General features: G+C 64.8%; 13 protein-coding genes and 1 riboswitch. Of the genes, 7 read left to right on the plus strand and 6 right to left on the minus strand.

Annotated elements, in window-relative coordinates; all coding sequences use genetic code 11:
* Positions 1–85 precede the first annotated feature (85 nt).
* From MB901379_RS19660 to MB901379_RS19670, 3 genes are all read left to right on the plus strand, one after another.
* Positions 86–1,747 (plus strand): MFS transporter, encoded by a 1,662-nt coding sequence (locus MB901379_RS19660; RefSeq protein WP_158019322.1) that lies wholly within the window; start codon positions 86–88, stop codon positions 1,745–1,747.
* Positions 1,744–2,232: a DUF2771 domain-containing protein gene (locus MB901379_RS19665; RefSeq protein ID WP_158018137.1), complete on the plus strand. Its 489-nt coding sequence runs from the start codon at positions 1,744–1,746 to the stop codon at positions 2,230–2,232. Before MB901379_RS19660 ends, MB901379_RS19665 begins: the two co-directional genes overlap by 4 nt.
* 118 nt (positions 2,233–2,350) lie before the next feature.
* A complete protein-coding gene (locus tag MB901379_RS19670; protein ID WP_158019323.1) occupies positions 2,351–3,217 on the plus strand; it encodes a type IV toxin-antitoxin system AbiEi family antitoxin in 867 nt (288 codons plus the stop codon).
* A 74-nt stretch (positions 3,218–3,291) separates the two neighbouring features.
* Here the strand turns inward: MB901379_RS19670 and MB901379_RS19675 are convergent, their stop codons facing one another.
* The 3 genes from MB901379_RS19675 to MB901379_RS19685 all read right to left on the minus strand — a co-directional run bounded on the left by MB901379_RS19675 (position 3,292) and on the right by MB901379_RS19685 (position 7,135).
* Positions 3,292–4,296: a glutathione S-transferase family protein gene (locus MB901379_RS19675; protein WP_158018138.1), complete on the minus strand. Its 1,005-nt coding sequence runs from the start codon at positions 4,294–4,296 to the stop codon at positions 3,292–3,294.
* 8 nt (positions 4,297–4,304) lie between these two features.
* Entirely contained in the window at positions 4,305–6,254 is a 1,950-nt protein-coding gene (locus MB901379_RS19680; protein ID WP_158018139.1) for an acyl-CoA dehydrogenase family protein, read from the minus strand.
* Between the two features lie 476 nt (positions 6,255–6,730).
* Positions 6,731–7,135 carry a cold-shock protein gene (locus MB901379_RS19685; protein ID WP_158018140.1) on the minus strand — a complete coding sequence of 135 codons (405 nt, stop codon included), beginning with the start codon at positions 7,133–7,135 and terminating at the stop codon, positions 6,731–6,733.
* Positions 7,136–7,297: 162 nt separating this feature from the next.
* Between MB901379_RS19685 and MB901379_RS19690 the strand changes: the two genes are divergently transcribed.
* A complete protein-coding gene (locus MB901379_RS19690; protein WP_158018141.1) occupies positions 7,298–7,672 on the plus strand; it encodes a YccF domain-containing protein in 375 nt (124 codons plus the stop codon).
* 412 nt (positions 7,673–8,084) lie between these two features.
* Positions 8,085–8,296, plus strand: a riboswitch (cyclic di-AMP (ydaO/yuaA leader).
* A 9-nt stretch (positions 8,297–8,305) separates the two neighbouring features.
* Positions 8,306–9,445 carry a transglycosylase family protein gene (locus tag MB901379_RS19695; RefSeq protein ID WP_158018142.1) on the plus strand — a complete coding sequence of 380 codons (1,140 nt, stop codon included), beginning with the start codon at positions 8,306–8,308 and terminating at the stop codon, positions 9,443–9,445.
* A 32-nt stretch (positions 9,446–9,477) separates the two neighbouring features.
* Here the strand turns inward: MB901379_RS19695 and MB901379_RS19700 are convergent, their stop codons facing one another.
* Complete coding sequence (locus tag MB901379_RS19700) at positions 9,478–9,963, minus strand: MogA/MoaB family molybdenum cofactor biosynthesis protein (RefSeq protein ID WP_158018143.1); 486 nt, start codon at positions 9,961–9,963, stop codon at positions 9,478–9,480.
* 246 nt (positions 9,964–10,209) lie between these two features.
* Positions 10,210–10,410, minus strand: coding sequence for a hypothetical protein (locus MB901379_RS19705; RefSeq protein WP_158018144.1), 201 nt, complete (start codon positions 10,408–10,410; stop codon positions 10,210–10,212).
* Between the two features lie 71 nt (positions 10,411–10,481).
* Between MB901379_RS19705 and MB901379_RS19710 the strand changes: the two genes are divergently transcribed.
* Together MB901379_RS19710 and MB901379_RS19715 are read left to right on the plus strand one after the other, a co-directional pair.
* Positions 10,482–12,740, plus strand: a complete 2,259-nt coding sequence (locus MB901379_RS19710) for a helicase-associated domain-containing protein (protein ID WP_158018145.1) — start codon at positions 10,482–10,484, stop codon at positions 12,738–12,740.
* 85 nt (positions 12,741–12,825) lie between these two features.
* A complete protein-coding gene (locus MB901379_RS19715) occupies positions 12,826–14,475 on the plus strand; it encodes a DNA repair helicase XPB (RefSeq protein ID WP_158018146.1) in 1,650 nt (549 codons plus the stop codon).
* Here MB901379_RS19715 and MB901379_RS19720 read toward each other — a convergent pair.
* The gene (locus MB901379_RS19720) at positions 14,472–15,617 is read right to left on the minus strand and encodes a thiolase family protein (protein WP_158018147.1); all 1,146 of its coding nucleotides are present in this window, start codon (positions 15,615–15,617) and stop codon (positions 14,472–14,474) included. The genes MB901379_RS19715 and MB901379_RS19720 overlap by 4 nt on opposite strands.
* Positions 15,618–15,624 lie beyond the last annotated feature (7 nt).

Raw genomic sequence — 15,624 nt, forward strand, 5'->3', positions numbered from 1 at the left:
AGCCACACCCGGTTGCCTACGCGGAAAGCCGGGATAGGACAGAATTGATTTCGTGTCTGGACGGCGGCGTGACAACCCGGGCCGTGTGGCCCCATCCCCGGGCCGCCCGATCCGAAACGGATCGAGCAATCAGCACCCGGGCATGGCGAACTACCCGGCCGACGACGTTGACTCGCGTCGTCCGCGTCGTCCACGCCGCCCGCCGCCCATGCCGAGCGCAAACCGCTATCTCCCGCCGCTGGACCGGGAGCCAGCGCCCCAACACGACAGTGATCCAACGCCACCGCGCGGTTTCATCAGCGGCGAACGGATCACGGTTACCCGTGCCGCTGCGATGCGCAGCCGTGAAATGGGTTCCCGGATGTATTGGATGGTCCAGCGCGCGGCCACCGCCGATGGCGCCGACAAGTCCGGCCTTACCGCACTGACCTGGCCGGTGATGGCCAATTTTGCGGTGGACTCCGCCATGGCTGTCGCCCTGGCCAATACCTTGTTCTTCGCCGCCGCCAGCGGTGAGAGCAAATCCAAAGTGGCTCTCTACCTGCTGATCACCATCGCCCCGTTCGCCGTGATCGCACCGCTGATTGGTCCCGCCCTGGACAGACTGCAGCACGGCCGACGCGTCGCGCTGGCCTTGTCATTCGGGCTTCGAACCGCGTTGGCGCTGGTCTTGATCATGAATTACGACGGCGTCGCCGGCAGCTTCCCATCATGGGTGCTGTATCCCTGCGCGCTGGCAATGATGGTGTTCTCCAAGTCGTTCAGCGTGCTACGCAGCGCCATGACACCAAGAGTGATGCCGCCGACCATCGATCTGGTCAGGGTCAACTCCCGGTTGACGGTATTCGGTCTACTCGGCGGCACGATGGCCGGTGGCGCCGTCGCCGCTGGCGTCGAGTTCGCCTGCACCCATCTATTCGAGCTGCCCGGCGCGTTGTTCGTCGTTGTCGCAATCACCGTTGCCGGTGCCTTGTTATCGATGCGAATTCCGCGCTGGGTCGAGGTCACCACCGGCGAGGTCCCAGCCACGTTGAGCTATCACCGCGATAGCGGCAGGTTGCGGCGAAGCTGGCCAGAAGAAGTCAAGAACCTCGGCGGCACACTCCGGCAACCGCTGGGCCGCAACATCATTACCTCGTTGTGGGGCAACTGCACGATCAAGGTGATGGTGGGCTTCCTATTCTTGTATCCAGCGTTTGTCGCCAAGGCCCACGATGCCGACGGGTGGGTTCAGTTGGCCATGCTGGGCGTGATTGGCGCGGCGGCCGCCATCGGCAATTTCGCCGGCAACTTCACCAGTGCGCGCCTTCAACTCGGCAGACCCGCGGTGGTGGTGGTGCGCTGCACCGTGGTGGTGACTGCGGTTGCACTTGCCGCCGCGGTGGCCGGCAACCTGATGGTGGCTGCCATCGCTACCCTGATGACCTCGGGTTCCAGCGCGATCGCCAAAGCCTCCCTGGACGCTTCGTTGCAACACGATTTGCCCGAGGAATCTCGGGCGTCCGGGTTCGGCCGCTCGGAGTCGACCCTGCAGCTCGCCTGGGTCTTGGGCGGCGCGGTTGGCGTGTTGATCTACACGGAATTGTGGGTCGGCTTCACCGCCGTAAGCGCCCTGCTGATCCTCGGTCTGGCACAAACGATCGTCAGCTTCCGGGGCGACTCGTTGATCCCCGGCCTGGGCGGTAACCGACCGGTCATGGTGGAGCAAGAGAGCACCCGCCGTGGCGCGGTGGTGATGCCGCGGTGAGACGCTGGGTGACCGTGCTCATCACGGTCGCGGTGTTATTGCTGGCCGCCGGGGCAGGTTTCGGCGCATGGCTGCTGGTGCGCGGCTCCGCTCCGCTGCGGCCGGAGATCAGTGCGTATTCACACGGGCACCTGACCCGCGTCGGTCCCTACATGTATTGCAGTGCACTGCGGCTCGACGATTGTCAAACACCGCAGACACAGGGCGAATTGCCGGTGAGCGAACGCTTTCCGGTGCAGCTATCGGTACCCCAAGCCATTTCCCGCGCACCGTGGCGGCTGCTGCAGGTGTATGAGGATCCCGCCGATACCACCGCTACCATCTTCCGGCCGGACGGCAGGTTGGCAGTCACGATCCCCACGGTCGACCCACAACGTGGCCGGTTGACCGGGATCGTCGTGCAGTTGTTAACGCTGGTGATCGACCCCTCCGGTGAGCTACAGGAGGCACCTCACGCGGAATGGTCGGTCCGCCTTATCTTCTAGCTTCTAGCCACGCCGCCGGGTGGCCCCAGCCATGGAGCTATGCACCGACATCGGCCGGTTTCTCCCAACAGGTCGACGTTGGGCCAGATGTGTCGGTACCGGCAGGCACCGTGTCGGCATGGACATTCTGGACTGGCCGTTCCGCGGCACCGAAGCACTGGCAGCACAGGTGGTGACACCGCATCGGCTACGTACCGACTTCGAAATGGTTCACCGGAATGTGTACATTCCCCGTGGACAAAATCTGACGGCCGTGACGCGGGCCGTTGCTGCCTGGCTCTGGTCTGGGCGAACCGCGACGGTGGCCGGCCTGTCTGCGGCCGCATTGCACCGCACGGCGGGGATCGAGGACTGGCTCCCCGCCGAACTCAACAGGCGAAGCCGCGACAATGCGCGGGGCATCACCGTGCACAGCGATACCCTCGCGGATGACGAAATTTGCGTGCTCAACGGGATATCGGTGACCACGCCGGCGCGCACCGCCTTCGACCTCGGAAGACGAAAAGGACTGATTGCAGCGTTGAGTCGACTCGATGCACTGGCACACGCCACAGACGTGAAGACTGCCGACATCGAACTGCTCGCCGAGCGCCATCGAGGTGCGCGTGGACTGGTGCAGCTACGGCAGATATTGCCTCTTGTCGACGGAGGCTCCGAATCACCCTGCCAGACAAGGACTCGGCTGATCCTCATCCGCTCCGGACTACCCCGGCCGCAGACCCAGATCGAGGTACCCGCCGGCGCGCGGGCGACGTTGACCCGGGTCGCCATGGGCTGGCGGGAATGGAGAGTCGCCCTTGAATTCGACAGCGCACCGAACGGGACAGCTGCGGCATTCCGAACTCGTAGCATCGATCCACTGGCCCGACTCGAAGATTGCGGCTGGATTATTGTTCGAATCAGTGCCGAGATGCTAGGAAACCGACCCGATGTGGTGCTGGCGCGTGTTCGTCGCGCCCTGCTGGCCGCGGGATGTCCCATCTGAGCGCATGCCGGAACAACGAGCTCAGGGTCAATCGACGCGGCTCCGTCGCTCGAAGCGATGCCGCGAGTCGGCTTCTACGCGCCGTGACCGGCCGGCACCCGCTCGCTCTCCGCTGGTGGCCCGGGGGGTATCCCATCCCCGAAAGGCCTGCCACCCAATGCTTCCCGGCCGTGCGGCGCCAGCCAATTTGCCAGTGCAGGGCCCCGAGGTACGACGCGGGTGGGATTGATGTCGGTGTGCACCATGTAGTAATGCTGTTTAATTTGAACGAAGTCGACGGTGTCGCCGAAGCCGGGAGTCTGAAACAGATCTCGAGCGTATGCCCACAACACCGGCATCTCGCTTAGCTTGCATCGATTGCACTTGAAATGCCCGTGGTAGACCGGATCGAACCGGGCAAGAGTGGTGAACAGCCGCACATCGGCTTCGGTGATGGTGTCCCCCACTAAATAACGCTGCTCCTTCAGATGCTCGCTCACCCAATCCAACGCGTTGAACAGCCGCCGGTATGCGGCATCGTAGGCATCCTGCGAGCCGGCGAAGCCGCATCGGTACACACCGTTATTGATCTCTGTGTAGACCCTTTTGTTCACCTCGTCGATCTGCGGCCGCAGCTCTGCTGGGTATAGCTGCGGCGCGCCGTCGCGGTGATGAGCCGTCCATTCCAGGGAGAAGTCCAAAGTCATCTGCGCGAAATCGTTGGTGACCACCGCGCCGCTAGGAACGTCGACGATGGCCGGAACGGTGATGCCTTTGGGGTAATCGGGGAAACGCCTGAAGTAAGCGTCCTGCAGACGCGGAATCTTCAGTATTGGGTCGACACCCCCGGGATCAAGGTCGAATGTCCAGCTGCGCCTATCGTGGGTGGGCCCGCAAAATCCAATGGAAAGAACGCGTTCCAGACCAAGCAAACGCCGAACGATAATTGCGCGGTTGGCCCATGGGCAGGCGCGGGCGACGACAAGCCGATATCGGTCCGCCTCTACCGGATAGCCGTCACGCCCGTCGGCAGTGATGCGGGTGGTGATATAGGCGGTGTCTCGATTGAATTCACCTTTACCAGCCACATAATCAGCCATTGCGGCTATCACTGCGCGTCGGCTGACGTCGGCACCGTGACAATCGGTCGGGCAACGTTGGTCTGGGCGGACGGACCCGGTTCCCAATCCGCTATCCACGGTCCGGTTCCCTCCGACTGATCGACGATGCCATGCTCTAACCAGGTATAACGACCCTTGAGCACGTCGTTTGTCAACCGCACATCGCTGCTGTCCGTGTTGGACCAAAGAGCATGGAATAGCGCCTCCACCCGCAGGGTCGCTTGCTGACAGAAGACGTCAGCCAGCTCGTAGGCTTGTTTGCCGACCACTGGATCAGCCGCCCGCTGAGATTCCGCCCGCACACAAACCGCCGCCATGGCAAAGAGCTCTGCGCCAACATCGACGATCCTCCCCAGGAACCCCTGCTTTTGCTCCAAACTCGCCTGCCAACGCGCCATCCCGTAGAACGTGTTGCGGGCCAGCTTGCGGCTACTGCGTTCGACGAATCGCAGGTGGGATGCGAGCGGACCAAACTCGTCGTAAGCCGTCGGCCGCTGCCCCTCGCCAAACGCCAATTTCGGCAACCACTTTGCGTAGAAACTGCTGGCGCCAACCGCGGCCGCAGCCTTCTGCCGAAATGCGGCATCAGGTTTTGCAAGGTCGCCCGCGGCAGTTAGGTGAGCGTCGACCGCCTCTCGCGCGATCAACAATCGCATGATCTCGCTGGATCCTTCAAAGATGCGGTTGATTCGCAGGTCGCGCAGCGCCTGCTCGACCGGTGCCGCGCGCTCGCCGCGGGCAGCGAGCGAGTCCGCAGTCTCATAGCCACGGCCCCCTCGGATCTGCATCAGCTCGTCGGCGATAACACACGCCATTTCGCTGGACCACAATTTGGCCAACGCCGCCTCGATCCGGATGTCGTTGCGCCCCTCGTCGGCCATCTGACCAGAAAGCTCAACCACCGCGTCAAGCGCGTAGGTGGTGGCGGCGATGAATGAGATCTTTTCAGCGACGGCTTGGTGCTTACCGATCGGCTTGCCCCACTGCACCCGCTCGCATGACCATTCACGCGCTATCTTCAGTGCCCACTTAGCCGAGCCGGTCGCCATCGCGGGAAGAGCCAAGCGCCCGACGTTAAGTGTGGTCAGCGCGATCCGCAGCCCGTCTCCTTCGCGGCCGATCAGGTTCTCGGCGGGGACTCGGACGCGGTGCATCCTCGTGACACCGTTTTCGATGCCCCGCAGACCCATGAACTTGTTGCGCCGCTCCACGGTGATGCCAGGCGCATCGGCCTCCACCACGAATGCGCTGATTCCGCCTCGATGCCCCTCGCTCTTGGGGACCCGGGCCATCACCACCAGCAGTTCTGCCACCACTCCGTTGGTGGTCCAGAGCTTGACGCCCTCCAGCTCGTAGGCGCGTCCGTCGTCGACCGGCGTTGCCGTCGAGCCCAGCCGAGCGGGATCCGACCCCACATCCGGTTCAGTGAGCAGAAACGCCGAAATAGCACCGGCGGCACATCGCGGCAGGAACTTCTGCTTCTGCTCGGAAGTTCCGGCGAGCTTAAGCGGCTCAGGCACCCCGATCGACTGATGGGCCGACAACAATGCCCCGAGGCTGGGGTGCACCGTCGAAACCATCATCAATGCGCGGTTGTAGGCAACCTGCGACATGTTCAAGCCGCCATACGCGGAGGAAATCTTCATGCCGAAGCACCCCAGCTTGGCTAGGCCCTTCACGTAGTCATCCGGAATCTGGGCGTCTCGCTCGATCACGCTGCCGTCTACGGAATCAAGGAACTCCCGCAGCTTTCCCAAAAATGCTTCGGTGCGAGCCTCGTCGACGTCCGAAGGCGCGGGAAACGGGTGGATAAGTTCTAGCGGAAAGCGACCAAGGAACAGCTCCTTGGCGAAAGATGGTTTTTCCCAACCACTTTGCCTCGACTCCTCGGCAACCGCTCTCGCTTGCTCCTCGCTGACCTGCACTTGCTGCGCCATCGCAGCCTCCTCGCTACGGACCGACATCGAGTGTTGATTACCCGATTCCTGCCCGAATAGTACGACGCGGCAACGTCGAAGTAGCCGCTTCCGAATTCTTGACGAGGCTAGGCGATCGCCCAGCACCACCGCGACACGTTGACCAGCAAGACGATCGCCGTCGCAGCGACCCGGGCCGGCGGCATGCACGCTAAAACCTTTGGCGGGTAACACCTTTAATACTCGCCGCGCGTCCTATACCGGCGACCGTTCGTTTCGGCACGCACCGCTGCGCACAAGACACCCGCACCGCCCGGTCGGAATTCTCCGTCCCGATGGCTCAAGAACCGAGGCCGGCGGCGCAGAGGACGACGGGTTCACCCACGGCATCGCGGCCGCAGCGATTCAGCTAGCCCGGTCGCGAGAAGCCAACGGCTGGTCCCGGCAACCTTTGCCGGCGGCGCAGTCAGCAACACACCACCGAAGCGCGAAAGCGGCTAGGCGTCTAGTTCCCGGGCGACCGCCTTGACCACCTCGGAAACCCGGCGAGCCGTCTTGCGGTCCGGGTACCGTCCCTTCCGCAGCTCTGGCTGCACGGCGCTTTCCAGCAAGGTGATCATGTCCTCGACCATGCCGTGCAGCTCGTCTGGGCTGTGCTTGTGCTCAACGGTTTCGCGGCGGGTGCGCGAAAGGCTTGGCGGCGGATCGAGCAGTTTGAGGCTCAATGCCTGCGGTCCGCGCCGTCCGGACGCGATGCCGAACTCGACACGTTGCCCCGCTTTGAGTCCCTCGACGCCCGCCGGCAACGCCGAGGAACGGACGTAGACATCCTCACCGTCCTCCTGCGATAAGAAGCCGAACCCCTTGTCGGAGTCGTACCACTTCACCTTGCCGGTCGGCACTGCTCTCACCTGCTTGTCTGATGGATCACTGGGTTTACAACAGAAGAAGCGTCCCGCATGCGCAGGACGCGATGACGAACTCAGATCCTACTCGGATGGTTGACCGACAAGCATCCCCGTTTACCCGGCACTCGGTAGCCTGGCGTTACAACAGGAGAAGATATGCGCCTGATCCTCAACGTCATTTGGCTTGTTTTCGGCGGCCTCTGGTTGGCCGTCGGATATCTGCTTGCGGCAATAGTCTGCTTCCTGATGGTCGTCACCATTCCGTTCGGCTTCGCCGCATTGCGGATCGCGTCGTACGCGTTGTGGCCGTTCGGCAGGACGATCGTTGAGAAGCCGACCGCGGGGACCGGCGCGTTGATCGGCAACGTCATCTGGGTAGTGCTGTTTGGCATCTGGCTAGCCATTGGGCACCTGGTGAGCGCCGTGGCGATGGCAGTAACCATCATCGGCATTCCGCTGGCGCTGGCCAATCTCAAGCTGATTCCGGTGTCGTTGGTGCCGCTGGGGAAGGAGATCGTTCCCGCGGACTGACCCGCCCGATCTATCGAGCACCCGCATCACGCCGGGGAGGCAGCCGTGCCGCGGCCCACCCGAGCGCCCCGCCGCCGACGATGTTGGGCCATGGCCCTCGGCATCTGCCTAGGTGTATGAGTCAATTGCCGTCCAAGCTGACGCCGCATCGTTATTCGCCGGCGACACACTTGACGTAGTCCCGGCAGTCAGCGGCAGGTAGGCCATGTGAAATATGTCACGTAACGGAACGATAACGACCGGGACACGCTCCGATGTCGGAATGCTATGAGCTGCGCAAACGGCGGGCATTCCTGGCGTTTTTGCGAGCGACTGTGAGGAAAACGCCGGGTCAACCCGCACGTGACGAGATCGGCTGAACCCGCTACCGTCTCGGGAGGCTTGTCAACCGACCCAAGTGACTTGCCTCCCTGCCTGCAAAGCGCCGAGCTCCATCCAGTAGGCGAGGGATTCCGACCGCGGATGGAGGCGGGGGACCCACCAGGTCCGCCGAGACGGGACCGGAGCCGTGTACGGCTCCTTGGGGTGAAGCCGATGTCGTCTCAACGGAGAACGACGCTGGCCGGGTTACCTCTCCAACCCGAACCCGACAGCTGACCTCGCAGGCGTTAACCGAGAGGAATCACCAGCCGTATGAGTGGACGTCACCGTAAGCCCACCGCATCGAGCGTCAGCGTTGCCAAAGTCGCCTTCACCGGCGCGGTACTTGGCAGCGGAAGCATTGCCCTGGCGGGCCAAGCGGCCGCAGCCACCGACAGCGAATGGGACCAGGTAGCCCGTTGCGAGTCCGGAGGCAACTGGGCGATCAACACCGGCAACGGGTACTACGGCGGCGTGCAATTCGCGCAAGGAACCTGGGCTTCGCACGGCGGCGGTGAATACGCCCCGTCGGCGCAGTTGGCCACCAGAGAACAGCAGATCGCGGTCGCCGAACGCGTCCTGGCGACCCAGGGTCGGGGTGCTTGGCCGGTATGCGGACACGGCCTTTCGGCGGCCACTCCCCGCGAGGTCCCCGCTCCGGCCGCAATGGACGCGCCGCTGGACGCACCTGGTCTCAACGGTGAGCCAGCTCCGCTGGCACCGCCTCCGGCCGACGCGCCACCACCCGCGGACACTCCGCCGCCCGCCCCGGCACCCGCGGTGGAATTGGTCGGCGACGAGCTGCCCGCTCCAGCCGACCTGCCCCCAGCGCCGGCCGACCTGCCCCCGGCACCCGCCGACCTCCCGCCGGCACCCGCCGACCTGGCACCCCCGGCACCCGCCGACCTGCCCCCGGCACCCGCCGACCTGCCCCCAGCACCCGCCGACCTGCCCCCAGCACCCGCCGACCTCCCGCCGGCACCCGCCGACCTGGCACCCCCGGCACCCGCCGACCTGGCACCCCCGGCACCCGCCGACCTCCCGCCGGCACCCGCCGACCTGGCACCCCCGGCACCCGCCGACCTGCCCCCAGCACCCGCCGACCTGCCCCCAGCACCCGCCGACCTCCCGCCGGCACCGGCCGACCTGGCACCCCCGGCACCCGCCGACCTGCCCCCAGCACCCGCCGACCTCCCGCCAGCACCGGATGCTCCCCCAGTCGAGGAAGCGGGCGCGCCCCTTCCCGAGCCCGCCGAAGTGCCGCCACCCGCCGACGAAATCAACCCGCCGGTGCAAATCCACGACGTGTCGACCGTCGCCTACACCAAGAAGCTGTGGCAGGCGATCGTGGAGCAAAATATCAGCGGCAACGACGCGCTGGACGCGCTGGCGCAGCCAACCGTCATCGGCTAGTCACCGCAATCGCGCGGCGCGCACAACCTGCGTCATCGTTGGTGATCGTGGCCAGCGAGTTGATCGAGTGCGTGATCCACGACGTCGTCGAGCACCCCAAGGCCGTCGCGAACGCCGTCGGCTGAACCCGGCAAATTGACTACCAACGTGTGGCCGGCCACCCCGCAGACGCCGCGCGACAACACTGAGGTGGGAACTTTCGGGAGGCCCGAGCGCCGGATGGCGTCGGCCAGCCCCGGGATGACGTAGTCCAGCACCGCGACGGTGTGCTCCGGGGTGGCATCGGTAGGCGAGATGCCGGTGCCCCCGGAGGTAATGATCAAGTCGACTCCGGCACCGACGGCTTCGCGCAGTGCCTCGCCGACCGGATTTCCATCGGCGACAACCTCCGACTCCACCGGCGAAAAACCCCGCTGCTCAAGCCATTCAGTAATAATCGGACCACACGCATCGGTATACCCGCCGGCCGACGCTCGGGTCGACGCGATGATGATACGCGCGGAGCGGCCGCTCGTCACCGCGGCCAGCTTCCGCTACACCGGCCGCATTTGCTAGGCATCCGGATGTCGTCCATACGCGCGGCCGGCACCACCACGTTGCTCATGTGGTAGAGCGTAGGACCCGCCGCGCGAGAGCCGCCAGCGCCTGCTTCGCACGCTCGTTCCGTCGACCGCCCAAGTGTGCCGTCAGACTCGAGCGGTGCGAGCGAACCTCAGACGTGGCCGAAGCCGCGGAAGCCTTGAGGCCCCCGGCCATCCCGGCGACTACTTGTTGACCACCGTCACCGGGTGGACATAGGGCAGGTCATCGGAGGCCACGGGGAAAGCCACCTCACCGAAGGGGGATAACGCACCGGTCCGGTCGGTCACCAGTTCGCTCACCGCATGATCGTCCGGGTCCGTGGTGGGCCAGCCGTTGTCCACGTACTTGGTCTTGCGCGCCTTGCCGTCAGCAATGTCAGCCACGTCGTCCATTCTGACAGGTCCAACGCACGCCCGCGGCGCAAGGTCGCGGGTCGGGCCTAGGCTGATCAGCAATGACCGAACACACCCCGGATATCCCGCTGGGGTCCTGGCTTGCCGACTTGCCTGACGAGCGGCTGATCCGACTGCTGGAACTGCGGCCAGACCTTGCCCAGCCGCCACCTGGCAGCATCGCTGCGCTAGCCGCGCGCGCCCAGGCACGTCAGTCGGTCAAGGCCGCCACCGACGACCTCGACTTTCTGCGACTGGCAGTGCTCGACGCATTGTTAGTGCTGCAGGCCGACACCACACCAGTGCCGATCGCCAAACTGCTATCGCTCATCGGCGACCGCGCGCCCCACCCCCAAGTGACCGACGCACTGGCCGACCTCACACAACGCGCCCTGGCCTGGGGCGAAGGCGTGGTCCGAGTCGCGCCAGATACGGGTACGGCACTGCCGTGGCATCCCGGCCAAGTCACCCTTGAGGACGGTGCGCGCACCGGCGATGAAATCGCCGAGCTGATCGCCGGGCTCGACCAAGGACAGCGTGAGGTGCTGGAGAAGCTGCTCGAAGGGTCCCCGATGGGGCGGACCCGCGATGCCGCACCCGGCGCCTCGCCGGACCGGCCGGTTCCCCGCCTGCTGACGATGGGGTTACTGAGGCGCATCGACGCCGAGACTGTGATCTTGCCCTGGCATGTCGGACAGGTGCTGCGCGGCGAGCGCCCGGGTCCGATGCAGCTCGGTGCGCCCGACCCGGCGGTTTCCACCGCCACCCCCGACGACGTCGATGCCGCAGCCGCCGGGGCCGCCATCGACCTGCTGCGCGAGACAGACGTGCTTTTGATCAGCCTCGGCAGCACGCCGGTCCCCGAACTGCGCAGCGGCGGGTTGGGAGTGCGGGAAATCAAGCGGCTGGCCAAGACGCTTGGAGTCGACGAACAGCGGCTGGGCCTAATCCTCGAAGTGGCGGCGGCGGCCGGACTGATCGCCAGCGGGATGCCTGATCCGCTCCCTTCCCACGGCGAGGGGCCGTTTTGGGCGCCAACGGCAGCCGCCGACCGCTTCACCGCGATGTCCCCTGCCGAACGGTGGCACCTGTTGGCCCACACCTGGCTTGACCTGCCCGGCCGGCCAGCGCTGATCGGCAGCCGCGGCCCGGACGGCAAACCCTATAGCGCACTGTCTGATTCGCTGTTTTCCACCGCAGCACCATTGGATCGTCGCCTGCTGTTGGGCATGCTTGCCGAATTGCCCATCGGCGCGGGTGTAGACCAGGCGACGGCGTCGGCGGCGTTGATCTGGCACCGGCCGCGGTGGAGCCGGCGGCTGCAGCCGGGCCCGGTCTCGGACCTGTTGGACGAGTGCCATGCGCTCGGCCTGGTGGGCCGCGGGGCCATAAGCGCGCCGGGTCGAGCGCTGCTGGATGAAGGCGTCGAGCCCACAACCGTGGTCGATGCGATGACGCGAGCGCTGCCCAAACCCATTGATCACTTCCTGGTGCAGGCGGACCTGACCGTGGTAGCGCCAGGCCCGCTGCAACGCGACCTCGCCAATGAGCTGGCCGCGGTAGCGAACGTCGAATCAGCCGGCGCGGCCATGGTGTACCGAGTCAGCGAGCAGTCCATCCGGCACGCACTGGATATCGGCAAATCCCGTGACTGGATGCACGCTTTTTTCGCCGACCACTCCAAGACACCAGTGCCGCAGGGTCTCACCTATCTCATTGACGATGTCGCACGCCGGCACGGGCAATTGCGTATCGGCATGGCGGCGTCGTTTGTCCGATGTGAGGATCCCGCGCTGTTGGCGCAGGCCATGGCAGCACCCGCGGGCGAGGAACTGCAGCTGCGGGCCCTGGCACCAACGGTGGCGGTCTCGCCCGCCCCGATCTCCGAGGTGCTCGTCGCGTTGCGAAACGCGGGCTTCACCCCGGCCGCCGAGGATTCCACCGGCGCCATCGTCGATGTCCGGCCCCTCAGCGCCCGGGTACCCGCACCAAACCAACGCCGGCCCTACCGCCCGACTCCCCGGCCCAGCAGCGAAACATTGAACGGGATCATCGCGGTATTGCGAACAGTGACCGCCGCACCGTTCGGCAATATCCGCGTGGACCCGGCGGTCGCGATGTCGCTTTTGCAACGGGCCGCAAAGGACCAGACGACGCTGGTGATCGGCTACCTGGACGCCGCCGGCGTGGCGACGCAGCGCGTGGTATCGCCGATCGTCGTTCGGGGCGGTCAGCTGATGGCATTCGATTCGACGTCGGGAAAGCTACGCGACTTTGCTATCCACCGCATCACGTCGGTGATGTCGGCCGACGACCGATAATGGAGCCCATGATTCGCGCCGAAGACGATGCACGACGATGCGGTGGGCGGGGTCCGCTCGCTCACCGTAGACAGGACCGACTCTGGTGACCGACGGACCGTTGATCGTCCAATCCGACAAGACGGTGCTACTCGAAGTGGACCACGAGCAGGCCGGCACCGCACGCGCCGCCATCGCACCGTTCGCCGAGTTGGAACGGGCACCCGAACACATACACACCTATCGCATCACACCGCTGGCGTTGTGGAACGCCCGCGCCGCCGGCCACGACGCCGAGCAGGTAGTCGATGCACTGGTCAGTTTCTCGCGCTACGCGGTGCCACAGCCGCTGCTGGTCGACATCGTCGACACCATGGCCCGCTACGGGCGGCTGCAGTTGGTCAAGAGCCCGGTGCACGGTTTGACGCTGGTGAGCCTAGATCGCGCTGTGCTCGAGGAGGTGCTGCGCAACAAGAAGATCGCACCGATGTTGGGCACCCGGATTGATGACGACACGGTGGCCGTTCACCCGAGCGAACGGGGCAGAGTCAAGCAGCTGCTGCTCAAGATTGGTTGGCCAGCAGAAGATCTAGCCGGGTACGTGGACGGCGAAGCGCACCCGATCAGCCTAGAGCAGGACGGCTGGCAGCTGCGCGACTATCAACAGCTGGCTGCGGACTCGTTCTGGGACGGCGGGTCCGGAGTGGTCGTTTTGCCGTGCGGAGCGGGCAAGACGTTGGTCGGTGCGGCCGCAATGGCCAGGGCTCGCGCGACAACACTGATTCTGGTCACCAATATCGTGGCCGCGCGTCAGTGGAAGCGCGAGCTGGTTGCGCGCACATCGCTGAGCGAAGACGAGATCGGCGAATACTCCGGAGAGCGCAAGGAAATTCGGCCCGTCACTATCTCGACGTACCAGATGATTACCCGTCGCACCAAAGGCGAATACCGTCATCTCGAGCTCTTCGACAGCCGCGACTGGGGACTGATCATCTACGACGAGGTTCATCTGCTACCGGCGCCGGTGTTCCGGATGACCGCGGACCTGCAATCCAAGCGAAGGCTGGGCCTGACCGCTACGTTGATCCGTGAGGACGGCCGCGAAGGTGACGTGTTTTCCCTTATCGGCCCGAAACGCTATGACGCGCCGTGGAAGGACATCGAGGCTCAAGGGTGGATCGCGCCGGCCGAATGCGTCGAGGTCCGGGTCACCATGACCGACAACGAACGAATGATGTACGCCACCTCCGAGCCCGAAGAGCGCTATCGGATTTGCTCGACCGTGCATACCAAAATCGCGGTGGTCAAATCGATTCTGGACAAGCACCCGGGAGAACAAACCCTGGTGATCGGCGCCTATCTGGATCAGCTCGATGAGCTCGGCGCCGAATTGGATGCGCCGGTAATCCAAGGGGCGACGAAAACCCGTGAACGCGAAGCGCTGTTCGACGCCTTCCGCCGTGGCGAGATCTCTACGCTGGTGGTGTCCAAGGTTGCCAACTTCTCCATCGACCTACCGGAAGCTTCGGTAGCGGTACAGGTTTCGGGTACGTTTGGCTCGCGCCAGGAAGAGGCCCAACGGCTGGGTAGACTCCTGCGGCCCAAGTCCGACGGCGGAGGCGCCATCTTCTACTCCGTGGTGGCCCGCGACAGCCTGGACGCCGAATACGCCGCCCACCGGCAGCGGTTCCTGGCCGAGCAGGGTTATGGGTACATCATCCGCGACGCCGACGACCTGTTAGGACCCGCGATCTAGCGCGACAGGATGGTCGCCGACGCGGTGCCCGGCGCGCCATAGACCTGTGCCAGGCCGACGCGTGGGGTCCCAGGCACCTGACGCTCACCGCCCTCTCCCCTCAGCTGTCGTACCAGCTCATGCACCTGTCGCAGTCCCGACGCCCCGATCGGCTCGCCGTTGGCGATCAAGCCGCCGTCGGTGTTGATCGGTATCGGGCCGTGGATCTCGGTATCGCCGTCGGCGATCAACTTCTCCTGCTCACCATCGGCGCACAGACCCGTCTCAGCCATGTGGATCACCTCGGCGCCGGCGTCGGTGTCCTGCAATTGAGCCAGGTCGATATCCTCGGGCCCGATTCCCGCTGCCTGATAGGCGGCCTTGGCCGCGTACACGGTCGGTGAAGCGTCCTCGTCTAGCGGGGCCGACGTCGCGTGCACTTCGTAGGCTCCATACCTGCGGGTACGGATCTCGCAGGCCCGCACATACACGGGTTTCTTGGTGAACTTGTGCGCCAGGTCTCCACGGCACATGACCACGGCAGCGGCACCCTCGTCGGGCGCACAGAACATGTATTGCGTCAGCGGGTAGTTCAGAACAGCCGAATGGAGGATCTCTTCCTCGGGAAGCGCCTTGCGTCGAAAGGCATTCGGGTTCAGAGCACCGTTGCGATAGTTCTTCGCAGCCACTTTGGCCAGCGTCGCCTGGGAGATGTTGTGATCGTGCAGGTATTTGTTGGCTTTCATCCCGAAGAACTTCGTGGTGACAAACTGCCCATTCTGGGCATACCACTGTGGCAACGCCAGCTTGGCCGGGTCGTCGGTGAACGCGCCCCGTGGGTGTTTATCCATGCCGATGGCGATGCCTATGTCGTACTTGCCCAACCGGATCGTGTCAGCGGTCTGCTGAATCGCACTTGCCGCCGTGGCGCAGGCATTGAACACGTTGGTGAACGTGATACCGGTCAATCCGACCAGGCGCGTCACCGCGTCCGGGTTGGACACCTCGTAGCTGCCGCCGAACCCAAACTGAATGTCTCTCCACTGGGCACCGGCGTCGGTCAGTGCGGACCTGATCGCTTCGGCGCCCATCTGCATCGCGGTCTTGTCGAATCTACCGAACGGATGCAGGCCCACACCGATAATCGCCACATCGTTGCTCATACCGGGC

Origin of the sequence: Mycobacterium basiliense, from assembly GCF_900292015.1 — a bacterium.
GTDB lineage: Bacteria > Actinomycetota > Actinomycetes > Mycobacteriales > Mycobacteriaceae > Mycobacterium > Mycobacterium basiliense.